Below are 14,184 nucleotides of genomic sequence, written 5' to 3'. Positions count from 1 at the left end.
CCGCTATCAACCCTGGAGGCCGATTTGGAGGCGGGGCTACTGTGAGCCCCTATCAACCCCGAATGACGAAGAACCGGATTTTCTATCCTACCCTCCACCTCATCCTGAGGTGCGAACGCAGTGAGCCTCGAAGGAGGAATCCAGTGATCTCACGGCGATGGCCGTGGTCGGCCTGTCCGCGGTGCTGATGACCTCGGCGCTCGCCTTCAGCCTCGTGAAGTATGCCGGGGCCGCCTACCTGATCGTTCTCGGCCTGCGCGCGCTGGCCGAACGCGGCGGCGAGCTGTCCCTCGGCCCCGCCCGACGGGTCGATCCCCGCCTCGCCTTCCGGCAGGCGGTGCTGGCCGAGGTGCTCAACCCCAAGACGGCTTTGTTCTTCCTCGCGTTCCTGCCGCAATTCGTCCGTCCCGGGCAGGGCTCCGTCCCGGCGCAGCTCGTCGTTCTCGGGCTCGTCTTCGTCGGCATGAGCGTGGTCTACACGACGCTCCTGGCGCTCGCGGCCGGGCAGGTCGCCGGCTGGCTCGCGCGCCACCGTCGCATCGGCCGCTGGCAGGGCCGGGTCGTCGGCGCGATCTATCTCGGGCTCGGCATCCGGCTGGCCCTGCAGGAGCGGTGACCCCGCCGAATGCGGCAGCCGGCCCGACACGAGGTCGGGCCGGCCGCGCGGGCGCTCAGGCGCGCGTCTCCGTCCAGTTCTGCAGGAACCAGTCGTAGACCGCGCGGATCCCCTTGGGGAGCGGGATGCGCGGGCTCCATCCCATCGCCCGGAGCCGCTCGGCGCTCATCAGCTTGCGGGGCGTGCCGTCCGGCTTGCTCGTGTCCCGGGCGATCCGCCCGCGAAAGCCCACGACCTCCGCCACCATCTCGGCGAGGTCGTAGATCGCGATGTCGGTGCCCGAGCCGACATTGACGTGCGCCTCGCCCGTGTAGCGCTGGAGCAGGAACACCAGGGCGTCGGCGCAGTCGTCGACGTGCAGGAACTCGCGCCGGGGCGTGCCGGTGCCCCAGATCACCAGTTCGTCGTCGCCGCGCCGCTTGGCCTCGTGCGCCTTGCGGATCAGGGCCGGCAGGACGTGGCTGCCGGCGAGGTCGAAATTGTCCTCCGGGCCGTAGAGGTTGGTCGGCATCGCCGAGATGAAGTCGCAGCCGTGCTGGCGGCGATAGGCCTCGGCGAGCTTGATCCCGGCGATCTTGGCGACCGCGTACCACTCGTTCGTGGGCTCGAGCGGCCCGGTCAGCAGGGCATCCTCGGCGATCGGCTGGGGCGCGAATTTCGGGTAGATGCAGCTCGAGCCGAGGAAGAGCAGCTTCTCGACGCCGGTGCGGCGGGCCGCCTCGACGACGTTCGCCTCGATCATCAGGTTGTCGTACAGGAAATCGGCCGGGTAGGTGGCGTTGGCCAGGATCCCGCCGACGCGGGCGGCTGCCAGCACCACGGCGTCGGGGCGGGCCGCCGCCATCCAGGCCTCGGTCTCGGCCTGGCGCGTGAGGTCGACCGTGCGGCGGTCGGCGGTCAGGACCTCGCAGCCCTCGCCCGCCAGGCGCCGCACCACCGCGCTCCCGACCATGCCCCGGTGCCCGGCGACCCAGACGCGCTTGCCGGCGAGAGGGTAGAGGATCTCACTCGGCGTGGTTTCACTCGGCATGGCGCGGCTGCTCCCGGGCGACGGTCGCGAGGTCATGGCGCACCATCTCGGCGCAGAGGTCCTGCCACTTGGTCTCGTGGACCCAGCCGAGCTTCTCGCGCGCCTTGGTCGGGTCGCCGATCAGCAGGTCGACCTCGGTCGGCCGGAAGTAGCGCGGGTCGACCTCGACCAGGACCCGGCCGGTGCGGGTGCAGCGCGCGGTCTCCTCGACCCCCCTGCCCGCCCATTCGAGCCCGATCCCGGCCTCCGCGAAGGCGGCGGTCACGAAGTCGCGCACCAGGGTCGTCTCGCCGGTCGCCAGCACGTAGTCGTCGGGCTGGTCCTGCTGCAGCATCAGCCACATGCCGCGGGCGTATTCGCGGGCATGGCCCCAGTCGCGGCGGGCGTCGAGGTTGCCGAGATAGAGGGTGTCCTGCTGCCCGTGCCGGATCGCCGCGACCGCCCGGGTGATCTTGCGGGTGACGAAGGTCTCGCCGCGCAGCGGGCTCTCGTGGTTGAACAGGATGCCGTTCGAGGCGTGCATCCCGTAGGCCTCGCGGTAGTTCACCGTGATCCAGTAGGCGTAGAGCTTGGCCGCCGCGTAGGGGCTGCGCGGGTAGAACGGCGTCGTCTCGCTCTGCGGGACCTGCTGGACGAGCCCGTAGAGCTCGGAGGTCGAGGCCTGGTAGAAGCGGGTATGCTGGGTCAGGCCGAGGATGCGGATCGCCTCCAGGATCCGCAACGTCCCGATACCGTCGGCATTGGCGGTGTATTCCGGCGTCTCGAAGCTGACCTGGACGTGGCTCTGCGCCGCGAGATTGTAGATCTCGTGCGGCTGGACCTGCTGGATGACCCGGATCAGGTTCGTGGAATCGGTCATGTCGCCGTAATGCAGCACGAACCGCTGGTCGACGACGTGCGGGTCCTGATACAGGTGCTCGATGCGCCCCGTATTGAACGACGACGACCGGCGCTTGATGCCGTGGACGACATAGCCCTTGCGCAGCAGCAGCTCCGACAGGTAGGCGCCGTCCTGCCCCGTCACGCCCGTGATGAGCGCGACCTTCCGTGAATTCTCTGTCGTCATCGTTTTTCCGTAAAATTACTTAGGTATTTAATAAATTATATTTTAAAAATATTTTTCAATCAAGACGGAACCCGCTTCGCCGATGTGCGCGACGTTCTGGTCCACCGCCAGGGTCAACGATCGGCAAAGATCGTGCGCGAAAAGCGCGGTGTCCCGTGGCGCGGGCCGGCTGCGCGGCCACCGTCGATGCTCCTCCCGGCGGCGGGATCCCGCCCGGAACCTCGTTCCATCCCGGGGCCTTGCGCGGCTCCCGGGATCGATCGTCGTTCGGTCCGATCAGAGGCGGTAGCGGATCTGGTCGGTCCAGAAGCGCTCCAGCCGGGCGAGCGCCACGTTGAGGCGGCCGAAATCGTCCTCGGAGATGCCGCCGATCGGCTGGATCGTCTTGGCGTGCTTGTCGTAGAGGCCGCGGACGATCTCGTGGACCTCGCGGCCCTTGTCGGTCAGGCTGATGCGGACCGAGCGCCGGTCGGTCTTCGAGCGGGCGTGGTGCAGGTAGCCGGTCTCGACCAGCTTCTTGACGTTGTACGAGACGTTCGAGCCCAGGTAATAGCCGCGGGTGCGCAGCTCGCTCGCGGTCAGTTCCTTGTCGCCGATGTTGTAGAGCAGCAGCGCCTGGACGCTGTTGACGTCCTCGCGGCCGCGGCGCTCGAACTCGTCCTTGATCACGTCGAGGAGGCGGCGGTGCAGGCGCTCCACCAGGTGGAGGGCCTCGAGGTAGTGGGGACGCACCGCGGTCTCGGTCTCGGGAGCGGAGATCGTCTGCGCCACCTTCGTCGCCTGGGTCTTCATGGGAACGCCTCACTCTGTACGGGGGTGCTCGGCGGTGTGTCCCGCTCCGCTTATGGGTTCAAATTAGGCGCACCCCGTGAATGTGAGTTTAAACGACAGGATAAATTCTCGATTTACCTCTGTCGGTAAACCGAAGATGAACCTGATCATTCACTTTCGAGAAAGGTTGAGGATCAGCGTAGTTCGCGCGACGCCAGCCAGGATACGACGAAGTAGACCACGATGATCATGCCGTCGAAGGCGAGGCTGGGGAGCGACATCGGCAGGAGCTGCGGCGCCAGCAACGCGAGCACCATCGCCGAGGTGGCGGCGAGCAGCCAGACCACCCCGCCCCAGGCGGTGGCGAGCCACAGGCCCACCGCCGCCAGCAGGTTGATGACGCCGAAATAGACGATCACCGCCTGCCGGCCGATCGGCGCGGCCTCGAACGGCGCGGCGTTGGGGCGGGCGCCGAGAATCTCGGCCCAGGCACTCAGGCCCTTGACCATCCAGACCGCCGCCACGACCCGCATCAGCCAGACCAGGACCACGTCCCAGCGCGTCTCGGGCCGCGGCGCCCGGCGCTCGATGCGGTCGGCCGTGTCCTCGGAACCCGCCCGCCGGGGACCACCCCGGACCTTGCTGAGGGAGCGCATGGCCTAGGTGAAGCTCGGCTCGCCGGGCATCGGCGCGAGATGGGCCTCGATGTCCTCGGCGGTGACGGCCTCCAGGGTGGCGGGCTGCCAGTCCGGCTTGCCGTCGCGGTCGATCAGGACGGAGCGGACGCCCTCGTAGAAGTCGTGCCCTCGCAGGATCCGGCACAGGATGCGGTACTCGAGCCGCATCGCCTCCGGGAAGGACAGGGCGGCGCCGCGCCGCATCTGCGCCAGCGCCAGGTGCAGGCTGGTGGGCGAGCGGGTGCGGATCGTCGCGGCGGCCTTCTTCGCGAACCCGGACCCGGCGGCATCGAGGCGGGAGAGCACCTCGGCCACGTCGTCGGCCGAGAAGCAGGCCTCGACGAGCGCCCGCTCGGCGTGGAGCGGGCCGGGAGCCGGCGCCTCGTGGGTGCCGATCGCCGCCTCGACCGGCCGGCCCTCGGCGAGCGCGTCGCGGATCGCCGGAAACGCCGAGGCCGGAGCGGCGTGGGTCGCGAGGCCGAAGGCGACGACGTCGCCCTGGCCGATCCGCTCGCCGGTGAGCGCCAGGTAGGTGCCGACGAAGCCCGGCAGGCGCGGCAGCGCGTAGGTGGCGCCGACATCGGGAAAGAAGCCGATCCCGGTCTCGGGCATCGCGAAGGCGGTGCGCTCCGCCGCGACCCGGTGCGAGCCGTGCAGCGACACGCCGACGCCGCCGCCCATCACGATGCCGTCGATCAAGGCGACGTAGGGCTTGGGGTAGCGCTGGATCAGCGCGTTGAGCTCGTATTCCTCGCGAAAGAAGGTCTCGGCCTCGGCATGGCGCCCGGCGCTCCCCTCCTCGTGGATGCGGCGGATGTCGCCGCCGGCGCAGAAGGCGCGCTCGCCGGCACCCTGGATCACCACCCGGGTCACCTCAGGGTCCGCCGCCCAGGCGTCGAGGGCGGCGCGCAAGGCCCGCACCATCTCGAGGGTGAGCGCGTTCAGCGCCTTCGGCCGGTTGAGGGTGAGGAAACCCGCCGCCCCTCGCCGCTCGACGAGCACCGTGTTGTCCGCCGTCCCGCCCGCGTCGCCCATGGTGCCTCGCTCCCCCGGTTAAGGGCGGTTAACCGCCCGGGGCCCGTCGCGTCAACGCCGCGACCCGTCTCCGCCCCCTGCCGGGCGCCCGCGGCCCTAACATGCGCCCGCGGCCCTTCCGGGCGGCAGCGGCCCTTCCGGGCGGCAGCGGCCCTGCCATGCGGCCGCGCCCGGGTTCTGGCGCCGCCCGGAACGTGCTACCTGCGGATTGGACGAATTCGACGAAGATCAGGCCCGACCTGGAGCGGGCCGCGAGGAGGCCCGACCCCGGATGTCGCAGATCCAGCCGATGCCCCGGCCGCTCGCCCGAGAAGCTGCCCGGACCGAGCCGGCCTCCCTGGGATTGACCCAGCGCCCGCGGCGCAACCGCAAGGCCGAATGGTCGCGCCGCCTGGTGCGCGAGACGACCCTGACCGTCGACGACCTGATCTGGCCGATCTTCCTGATCGAGGGGGAGGGCCGGCGCGATCCGGTCGCCTCGATGCCGGGCGTCGAGCGCCTGACCGTCGACGAGGCGGTGCGGGCGGCCGAGAAGGCCGCGTCCCTGCGCATCCCCGCGATCTCGTTCTTCCCCTTCGTCGAGCCCCATCTGCGCGACGCGACCGGCTCCGAGGCGCTCAACCGCAACAACCTCGTCTGCCGCGCCGTGCGGGCGGTGAAGCGGGCGGTGCCGGAGATCGGCGTCATCACCGACGTCGCCCTCGACCCCTATACCAGCCACGGCCATGACGGCCTCCTGGAGGACGGGGTGATCGTCAACGACGAGACGGTGGCGCTCCTCGTCGAGCAGAGCCTGATCCAGGCCGAGGCCGGCACCGACGTGATCGCCCCCTCCGACATGATGGACGGCCGCGTCGGCGCGATCCGGACCGGGCTCGACCGGGCGGGTTTCCGCGACGTGCAGATCATGACCTACGCGGCGAAGTACGCCAGCGCCTTCTACGGCCCGTTCCGCGACGCGATCGGCACCAGCGCCACGCTGGTCGGCGACAAGCGCACCTACCAGATGGATGCCGGCAACACCGACGAGGCCCTGCGCGAGGTCGCCCTCGACCTCGACGAGGGCGCCGACTCGGTGATGGTCAAGCCCGGGATGCCCTACCTCGACGTGATCCGCCGGGTGAAGGAGACCTTCTCCGTGCCCACCTTCGCCTACCAGGTGTCGGGCGAGTACGCGATGATCGCCGCCGCCGCCCAGAACGGCTGGCTCGACGGCGAGCGCGCCATGATGGAGAGCCTGGCCGCCTTCAAGCGCGCCGGCGCCGACGGCATCTTCACCTACTTCGCCCCGCGGGTCGCCGAGCGGCTGCGGCAGGGGTGACAGCGGCGATAGTGACAGCGGCACGGGTGACAGCGGCGAAGCTCGCGGCGCTCGCGGCGCTGGCGGGCCTCGCCGCCTGCGCCGGCAGCCCGGATGCCGAGCAGGCCCGGACCTGCCGGCGGGCCCTGCCGACCCTGGTGCCGGCGGGCGCCCGCATCACCGTACTGCGTACCGCGCCGGGCCCGCAGGAGCGCAGCATCCGGGTCGACTTCTCGCAGGAGCGCGAGGGCCGCAGCCCGCTGCCGCGCTACGCGGTCTGCGAGTTCTCGGGATTAAGCCGCACCGACCTCTCGGGCCTGACGAGCGACCGCGGCCCGGTTGGCGGCGCGGCGCTCTACCTGCTCAAGCACTACTACCTCGACACGCCGGACGCCGCGCTCGCCGATCCGGGGCCGGGCTGACGCGGGGCGCCGCCGGCCCTACAGTGCCGCTTCCCCGGAGAGCCCCCGCGTGAGCCAGCCCTACGCCATCACCCCCGACGACGTCGTCCGGGCCGCCCACACCATCCGCGGCCACGTGCTGCGCACGCCCCTGGTGCCGGCGCCGCGCCTGTCGGAGCTCACCGGGGCGCGGGTGCTGGTCAAGCACGAGAACATGCAGGCGACCGGTGCCTTCAAGGAGCGCGGCGCGGTCAACCGCCTGAGCGCCCTGACCGCGTCCGAGCGCCGCCGCGGCGTGGTGGCGATGTCGGCCGGCAACCACGCCCAGGCCGTGGCCTACCACGCCCGGCGCCTCGGCATTCCGGCCACCATCGTGATGCCGGCGACGACGCCGCTGGTGAAGGTGGAGAATACCCGGGCCCACGGCGCCACCGTGGTGCTGGAGGGCGAGACCCTGGTCGAATCGGCGGCCGCGGTCGACCGCCTCGTCGAGGCGCACGGCTTCGTGCTGGTCCATCCCTACGACGATCCCCTGGTGATGGCCGGCCAGGGCACCATCGCGCTGGAGATGCTGGAGGACGCGCCCGACCTCGATTGCCTGGTGGTGCCGATCGGCGGCGGCGGGCTGATGAGCGGCATCGCGGTTGGTGCGAGCCTGCGGCCGCGGGTGGCGCTCACCGGCGTCGAGGCGGCGCTCTACCCCTCCTTCCTCAACGCCATCGACGGGCAGGACCGCCCGATCGGCGGCCCGACGCTGGCCGAGGGCATCGCCGTCAAGACCGTCGGCCGCCTGACCCTGCCGATCATCCGCGACCACGTGCGCGAGATCGTCCTCGTCGACGAGCCGCAGATCGAGCGGGCGGTGCACGACTACGCCACGCTCCAGCGCAGCCTCGCCGAGGGGGCGGGCGCCGCCGGCCTCGCGGCCCTGCTCGCCCGGCCCGACCTGTTCGCCGGCCGCACCGTCGGGCTGGTGCTGTGCGGCGGCAACATCGACGCGCGGCTGCTGGCCTCCGTGATGGTGCGCGAGCTGGAGCGCGCGGACCGGATCATCTCGTTCCGCATGACCGCGAGCGACCGGCCCGGCGTGCTCGGCCAGGTGGCGGGGCGGCTCGGCGAGCTCGGCGCCAACATCCTGGAGGTCTCGCACGGACGCCTGCACCTCGACGTGCCGGCCAAAAGCGTCTCGATCGACGTGACCATCGAGACCCGCGGCCCCGGCCATACCGCCGAGATCCTCCACACCCTGCGCGAGGAGGGGCTGGAGCCGCGGCGGATCGGCCCGCTCGGGAATGCGGCGACGGGCGGCTGACCCGACGCCGCGGGGGGCTTCAGCGCGACTGCTCGCGCGTCACCAGGGTGCGGCCGGGCGCCGCCTCCTGCTTGTCCTGGTAGAGCGGCACCACCGCCCGCAGCCACGCCCGGGTGTCCCGGCCGCCGTAGTTGCGGTCGATCAGGTCGCGGGTGACGTAGGCCTGAAGGTTCACCGGGCCGAAATTGTAGCCGATCAGCCCGCCGACCGCGATCTGCCCCTGCGGCCGGGCGCCGGCCACGCCGGTCGGCAGGTCGGTGGACGCGAAGGCGACGCCGCCGACCTGCCACTTGCCGAACTTCTTCGTCGCGGTCAGGTCGAGGTTCATGTAGTCGGGATAGACGACGCCCGACTTCGACGTGGTATCGAGGAACTGGCCGTAGAACAGGTGGCCGGTCAGGTTCCAGTCGTTGCCGACGTAGCTCAGCGCGAAGCGATGCGTCAGCGACGAGGTCTGGGTCGCGAAGCCCGTCTGGCTCGGCAGGTAGCCGCCGAGCAGGTAGCTGAAGCCGAAATCGTTGCCGAGGTCCCAGGCGAGCTGGGCGGCGAGCAGCGTCTGGCCGAGGCCGCTCTGCCAGTCGCCGTCCTGCGGCCTGACCGCCGAGTACGAGCCGGCGGCGAAGAGCTGCAGCCGGCCGCCGAGGATGTCCCAGGGCGTCGCCCAGGCCAGGGTCGTGGCGTTGACGTTGAGCGGCGTCACCCCGGGGCCGGTGTCGCGGACGCCGAAATTCGTCGTGGTGATCCAGTACACGCCGTGCGGGATCTGCGCCCCGACCGGCAACCCGAGCGACTGGCCGGGCTGCGCCGCGGAGCCGGCCCGGGCGGGCCCGGGCGCCGCGACGAGGCAGGATGCCGCAAGGATCGCGCCGTACGTCGCGGCGCGCCCCCGTTCCTTGCCGCCCGGACGCGTCCTTCCGATGGGATCTGCTGCCACGGATCGTCCTCCCGTTGTTTTATCGATGAACGAGCGACGGGGGCTTTTCATTCTTGCATGCGTTGTGACCCGTCGCTTTTTCCGGAGTTCCCTTGCGGCCGCAGGGCCCGGCCGGATACCGGGGCCCGCCGCTTCAGCGGCGCGGCGGCTGCGTCGCCCAGGTCCGCAAGCCCGAATCCCGCAGCCCCGGCCCCGCCTTCGGGCGCTCGGCAACCATCGGCGCGCCGAGGAGCTGCCCGGTGCCGCGCAACTGCGAGTGCGACGAGCGCGGATCGTGGTAGGGATGGTGGACGTAGCTGCTCATGTGGGCGCCGCCCGCCGCCATGCGTCCGTCGCCGCCGCCATCGGCCCGGGCCGCACCGGCGAGGAGGGAGACCGCCATCGCGGCGGCGAGGGTCGAGAGCGTGAGCGTCTTCATCGGAGCGATCCTCGATGTGGGGCGGCGACTCACCGAGCAGGACTTCCTGCCGATGCCGACGACCACCGTTTGCGATATCGAGATCTTGTATTCGACGAAGATTTGTTGATGTGTGCAATCACACCTCAAGACAATCTCAAATTAATCCATCGATATCTACGGTATTGTGCGCAAGGGCACACCGGACGACGCGGCGCGACGGTCGCGCGGGATGACGCAGATGCGAGAGCCGGCCGCGGGATCCCGGCGCGACCCGTGCGCCGCCGCTCTTGAGACGCGGCCGGGCCGCGCCCACCTTACCGGTCGGGCATGATCCACCGGGCATGGAACGGAGACGGGTGCGATGGCGAATTCCTGGCAGACGGACCCGCAAGGGGCGCCGTATGGCGGGCCCTACCCGGGCGCCTATCCGCCGGCCGGGCCTGGCTGGGGCGGGCCCCCGGTGCGGGTGGCGCACGGCTCGCTGTCGCGGCGCTTCATGGCCTACCTGCTCGACATCGTGTTCATCTTCGGCTTCAGCTGCCTGCTGTGGCTGGCGATCTCGTTCCTCGGCGTCATCACCTTCGGGGTCGCCTGGGTGCTCTACGCGATCCTGCCGGCGAGCGGCATCCTCTACAGCGCCATCACGGTCGGCGGGCCGCGCCAGAGCACGCTCGGCATGCGGATGCTCGGCCTGCGGGCGGTGCGGGCGACGACCGGCGGGCCGGTGGACTGGATCACCGCGGCGGTCCATGCGCTGCTGTTCTACGTCGCGCTCTCGACCTTCCTGCTCTGGCTCCTCGACATCGGCATCGGCGTGCTGCGGGCCGACCGGCGGATGGGCCACGACCTCGTCATCGACCTCGCGGTGGTGCGCGACGTCTGAGGCCGCACCCGCGCCCCGCGGGCTGCAACCTTCGGGGGCCTGCCGCGCTTAAATCCCGGGAATCGGCGCCGGCGCGCCACCCGCCTGTTGAGGCGGGCCGCGCCGGTGCTATCCTGGCCCTCCCGGCGTCGGCGCCGGTCCTTGCCTGCGAGCACGACGAAGCGTGACCAGCCATCCGCGGGACGCACCGCAGTTCTATCTCACGGCGCCCTCGCCCTGCCCGTACCTGCCGGGGCAGCAGGAGCGGAAGGTCTTCACGCATCTCGTCGGACGGCGCGCCCGCGACCTCAACGAGATCCTGACGCAGGGGGGCTTCCGGCGGTCGCAGACCATCGCCTACCGGCCGGCCTGCGAGACCTGCCGCGCCTGCATCTCGGTGCGGGTGCTGGTGGACGATTTCCGCCCGAGCGACAGCCAGCGCCGGGTGGTGCGGCGCAGCCGCGACCTCGTCGGGCAGATCCAGCCCAACCGCCCGGCCTCGGAGCAGTACGCGCTGTTTCGCCGCTACCTCGACGCCCGCCACGGCGACGGCGGCATGGTCGACATGACCGTGCTCGACTACGCCATGATGATCGAGGACAGCCACGTCGACACCCACCTGGTGGTCTACCGCAGGCGCGGCCCCGACACCGCCATCAACGGCCGCGGCGTCGGCGGGCCGGTCGCGGTCTGCCTCACCGACGTGCTCTCCGACGGGCTGTCGATGGTCTACTCGTTCTACGACCCCGCGGAGGCCGACCGCTCCCTCGGCACCTTCATGATCCTCGACCACATCGAGCGCGCCCGCAGCCTCGGCCTGCCGTACCTGTATCTCGGCTACTGGGTCGAGGGCTCGCGCAAGATGCAGTACAAGGCCAAGTTCACCCCCCAGGAACGGCTGATGCCGAACGGATGGGCCCGGGTCGAGGAGACCTGAGCGGCCCATTCCTGTCGCCGCCCGGCCACAGGACCGGGCCTTTTCTTTTTCGCCTTCGTAACCCGCCCGGACGAAGCTTGACCGAACTCGTCCGGCCCTGCCCCATCCTCGTGCCGAAGCGGTGCCACGACGCCGCAGGCCCCGGGGGAGACGACGGATGGGCAAGGATTTCGGGCGGTTGCGCCTGCGCCGGACAGGTCTGATCGCCGCGTGGCTAGCCGGCACGGCGCTCGCGGGCGTCGAGGGCGCGAGCGCGCAGGGCGTGACCGGGCTCACCGTGTTCGGCGACAGCTACGCCGATACCGGCAACGTCGTGCGCCTCACCGGCCGTCCCCTCGGCTTTCCCTACGTGAACGGCCGCTACTCCAACGGCGCCAACTTCGTCGACGGGCTGCAGGCGCTCTACGGCCTGCCGGATGCCGCGGTGACGAACTACGCCGTCGGCGGCGCCCAGACCGGCACCGGCAATGTCGGCTCGGCCCTGCTGCCCGGCCTGACCCAGGAGGTGGCAGCGTTCCTGGCCCGCGGCCAGCGCCTCGGCGCCGGCGACCTCGTGGCCATCAACATCGGCGGCAACGACGGCATCGGCGCGGCGCTCTCCGGGCTCACCGCCGCCCAGGCGCCGCTGCTCGGCCGGATCTCGGCGGCGAACGCCGTCGGCAGCGTCGGGCAGCTCGTCGGCGCCGGCGCGCAGACGATCGTGTTCAACGGCTTCACCACCCTGAACGGCCTGCCGCGGGTCGCCGCCTCCGGCAACGCCCCGGCGGCAGACCTCTTCGCCCGCACCTATTTCGACGGGCTGCAGGCCGGCCTCGCGCCGTATTCCGCCTCCGGCACCCGGATCTTCCTCCTCGACAACGGCCAGATCTTCCAGCGCATCATCGCCGATCGGGGCCGCTACGGGTTCGCCAACACCACCACGCCTTGCGCCCTCGTCGCCGCCTGCATCGGCGCCCCGAAGGCGGTGCAGAACACGTTTCTCTCCCTCGACGGCGTGCACCTGACCGAGGGCGGCTACCTCGTCCTGTCGCGCTACATGGCGAACGCGCTCGCCGCGCCGAACGGCATCGCCGCCCAGGCCGAGCTTGGCCAGATCGGCACCACCAGCTTCGCGGGCGCCCTGCTCCAGCGCCTCGACGCCTACCGGCTCTTCGCCCCGGCTCCCGGCGCGACGACCGGCGCCCTCGGCACCACCGGCGTCGCCCCGCTCGGCACCCCGGCGAGCCCGCTCATCGTGTGGGGCCAGGGCGGATACGCCGGCGGCAGCCGCGCCAGCCGGGGTTTCACCACCGGCTACGATTACGACAGCCCGAGCGGCACGATCGGCCTCGAGGCCACGCCGATGCCGGGCGTGCGCTTCGGCTTCGCCTTCAACTACGCCAACCCGCACGCGTCCTTGCGGGGCGGCGCCGGCGCAATCGACGTCGACAGCTACGGCTTTGCCGCCTACGGCTCGTTCACCGGAACGAACCTCTTCGCCGACGCGGTGCTGGCCTACGGCCGCCACGACTATGCCGTGACCCGCCCCGGCGTGGTCGATCCGCTGAACGGCGCCACCGGTGGCGACAGCGTCGCGGTGGCGGCGAAGGCCGGATACCTGTTCGACGCCTTCGGCCCCGTCCGCCTCGGTCCGATCGTCGGCCTGACCTACGCCACCACCCGGGTCGGCGCCTATACCGAGCGGGGCGATCCGGTGCTGACGCAATCGGTCGGCGCCACGGGTCTCGAGTCGCTGGTCGGCCGCGCCGGCGTGCAGGTCCGCGCCGCGCCCTTCCACCTCGTCGGCCTGCCGGTGCGGGCCTTCGTCAACGTGACCGCCGAGCACGAATTCCTGGACGGCGGCCGGACGCTGACGACCTCCTTCACCTCGACGCCGCTCCTGCCGATCCTCACCCCGCTCGGCCGCGGGGCGCGGGGCACCTACGGCATCGTCGAGGCGGGCCTTGCCGCCGACGTGACGCCGGGCGTGAGCCTGACGCTCACCGGTGGCACCACCTTCGCCCGGACGGGTGGGGATGGGTATGCGGTGAATGGCGGGCTGACGATGCGGTTCTGAGGTGGCGCGGGCTGCTACCGGTCCGCACCACCGGTCACCTACTCGTCTGGGAAGTCGTTGAGGCGGCGGGTGAGGTCGTCCAGCATCCAGGCATCGACTGGCGCGAGACGGTTGGTTTCGTAGAGGTCGCGCACGATCTGAAGGGCGCGTTCGAGATAGGCGCGTTTTCCTGTCTTGACGACCTCCGACAAGTTGACGTTGGAAACCACGAGGTCGCGCTGCCACTGAGTGTTGGCCGGATCGCGCTGAGCGAGGCTCCGGGCAATGTCCAGCCCCGCTTGGTGCGCCGCCAGGGCTCCGGCTCCATCACCCTGCGACACTAGAACGTCGCCGATCTTGTTGTGACTGACCGACAGATCGCGCTGGAACTCCGTGTTGGCCGGATCGCGCTGAGCGAGGCCCCGGGCAATGTCCTGTCCCGCTTGGTACGCCGCCAGGGCTCCGGCTCCATCACCTTGCGCCACCAGAACGTCGCCGATCTTACTGTGGCTGACCGATAGATCGCGCTGCCACTGAGTGTTGGCCGGATCGCGCTGAGCGCGAGCGGTGCGGAGCGCGAGCGAAGCCTGGTACGCCGCCAGGGCTCCGGCTCCATCGCCCTGCGCCACCAGAATGTCGCCGATCTTACTGTGACTGATCGACAGGTCGCGCTGCCACTCCGTGTTGGCCGGATCGCGCCGAGCGAGGCTCCGGGCAATGTCTAGCCCGGCTTGGTACGCCGCCAGGGCTCCGGCTCCATCACCCTGCGCCACCAGAATGTCGCCGATCTTAATGTGACTGATCGACA

15 protein-coding genes and 1 pseudogene are annotated in these 14,184 nt (G+C 70.8%); 8 read left to right on the top strand and 8 right to left on the bottom strand.

Going from position 1 to position 14,184, the window contains the following annotated elements; genetic code table 11:
• Positions 1-163 precede the first annotated feature (163 nt).
• Positions 164-616 (top strand): LysE family translocator, encoded by a 453-nt coding sequence (locus HPY23_RS30635; protein ID WP_289052632.1) that lies wholly within the window; start codon positions 164-166, stop codon positions 614-616.
• Positions 617-671: 55 nt separating this feature from the next.
• Here the strand turns inward: HPY23_RS30635 and fcl are convergent, their stop codons facing one another.
• From fcl to HPY23_RS30610, 5 genes are all read right to left on the bottom strand, one after another.
• Positions 672-1,646 carry a GDP-L-fucose synthase gene (gene fcl, locus HPY23_RS30630; RefSeq protein WP_139235053.1) on the bottom strand — a complete coding sequence of 325 codons (975 nt, stop codon included), beginning with the start codon at positions 1,644-1,646 and terminating at the stop codon, positions 672-674.
• A complete protein-coding gene (gene gmd / locus HPY23_RS30625; RefSeq protein WP_060849752.1) occupies positions 1,636-2,712 on the bottom strand; it encodes a GDP-mannose 4,6-dehydratase in 1,077 nt (358 codons plus the stop codon). Before gmd ends, fcl begins: the two co-directional genes overlap by 11 nt.
• 276 nt (positions 2,713-2,988) lie before the next feature.
• On the bottom strand, positions 2,989-3,504 hold the full coding sequence (gene ldtR, locus HPY23_RS30620) for a transcriptional regulator LdtR (RefSeq protein WP_060849751.1): 516 nt from the start codon (positions 3,502-3,504) through the stop codon (positions 2,989-2,991).
• Between the two features lie 173 nt (positions 3,505-3,677).
• Positions 3,678-4,139, bottom strand: coding sequence for a DUF6163 family protein (locus HPY23_RS30615; protein WP_060849750.1), 462 nt, complete (start codon positions 4,137-4,139; stop codon positions 3,678-3,680).
• Between the two features lie 3 nt (positions 4,140-4,142).
• A complete protein-coding gene (locus tag HPY23_RS30610; RefSeq protein ID WP_091890416.1) occupies positions 4,143-5,195 on the bottom strand; it encodes an enoyl-CoA hydratase/isomerase family protein in 1,053 nt (350 codons plus the stop codon).
• A gap of 271 nt (positions 5,196-5,466) precedes the next feature.
• On the opposite strand from HPY23_RS30610, the gene hemB reads away from it, so the two are divergent.
• Genes hemB through HPY23_RS30595 form a run of 3 tightly spaced genes read left to right on the top strand, consistent with a single transcriptional unit; the run spans position 5,467 to position 8,208 of the window.
• Entirely contained in the window at positions 5,467-6,516 is a 1,050-nt protein-coding gene (gene hemB, locus HPY23_RS30605; protein WP_060849748.1) for a porphobilinogen synthase, read from the top strand.
• A 26-nt stretch (positions 6,517-6,542) separates the two neighbouring features.
• Complete coding sequence (locus tag HPY23_RS30600) at positions 6,543-6,917, top strand: hypothetical protein (RefSeq protein WP_091890419.1); 375 nt, start codon at positions 6,543-6,545, stop codon at positions 6,915-6,917.
• Between the two features lie 49 nt (positions 6,918-6,966).
• The gene (locus HPY23_RS30595; RefSeq protein ID WP_060849747.1) at positions 6,967-8,208 is read left to right on the top strand and encodes a threonine ammonia-lyase; all 1,242 of its coding nucleotides are present in this window, start codon (positions 6,967-6,969) and stop codon (positions 8,206-8,208) included.
• 19 nt (positions 8,209-8,227) lie between these two features.
• Here the strand turns inward: HPY23_RS30595 and HPY23_RS30590 are convergent, their stop codons facing one another.
• Both HPY23_RS30590 and HPY23_RS30585 read right to left on the bottom strand, forming a co-directional pair.
• On the bottom strand, positions 8,228-9,142 hold the full coding sequence (locus tag HPY23_RS30590; protein ID WP_210344506.1) for a transporter: 915 nt from the start codon (positions 9,140-9,142) through the stop codon (positions 8,228-8,230).
• 133 nt (positions 9,143-9,275) lie between these two features.
• Positions 9,276-9,560 (bottom strand): hypothetical protein, encoded by a 285-nt coding sequence (locus tag HPY23_RS30585; RefSeq protein ID WP_091890422.1) that lies wholly within the window; start codon positions 9,558-9,560, stop codon positions 9,276-9,278.
• Here HPY23_RS30585 and HPY23_RS33720 point away from each other — a divergent pair.
• The 4 genes from HPY23_RS33720 to HPY23_RS30570 all read left to right on the top strand — a co-directional run bounded on the left by HPY23_RS33720 (position 9,547) and on the right by HPY23_RS30570 (position 13,397).
• Positions 9,547-9,669 carry a hypothetical protein gene (locus HPY23_RS33720; protein WP_268926682.1) on the top strand — a complete coding sequence of 41 codons (123 nt, stop codon included), beginning with the start codon at positions 9,547-9,549 and terminating at the stop codon, positions 9,667-9,669. The two genes, HPY23_RS30585 and HPY23_RS33720, sit on opposite strands and share 14 nt — an antisense overlap.
• 234 nt (positions 9,670-9,903) lie before the next feature.
• Entirely contained in the window at positions 9,904-10,425 is a 522-nt protein-coding gene (locus tag HPY23_RS30580; protein WP_060849745.1) for an RDD family protein, read from the top strand.
• Between the two features lie 163 nt (positions 10,426-10,588).
• Positions 10,589-11,341, top strand: coding sequence for an arginyltransferase (locus tag HPY23_RS30575; protein ID WP_091890425.1), 753 nt, complete (start codon positions 10,589-10,591; stop codon positions 11,339-11,341).
• 157 nt (positions 11,342-11,498) lie between these two features.
• Positions 11,499-13,397 carry an autotransporter domain-containing protein gene (locus HPY23_RS30570; protein ID WP_091890428.1) on the top strand — a complete coding sequence of 633 codons (1,899 nt, stop codon included), beginning with the start codon at positions 11,499-11,501 and terminating at the stop codon, positions 13,395-13,397.
• Between the two features lie 38 nt (positions 13,398-13,435).
• On the opposite strand, the pseudogene HPY23_RS30565 reads toward HPY23_RS30570, so the two are convergent.
• Positions 13,436-14,184: pseudogene (locus HPY23_RS30565) on the bottom strand (hypothetical protein); the annotation flags it as partial.

It is taken from the genome of Methylobacterium ajmalii (assembly GCF_016613415.1).
Classification (GTDB): domain Bacteria; phylum Pseudomonadota; class Alphaproteobacteria; order Rhizobiales; family Beijerinckiaceae; genus Methylobacterium; species Methylobacterium ajmalii.
This window is presented reverse-complemented; position numbering and strand designations above follow the sequence as displayed.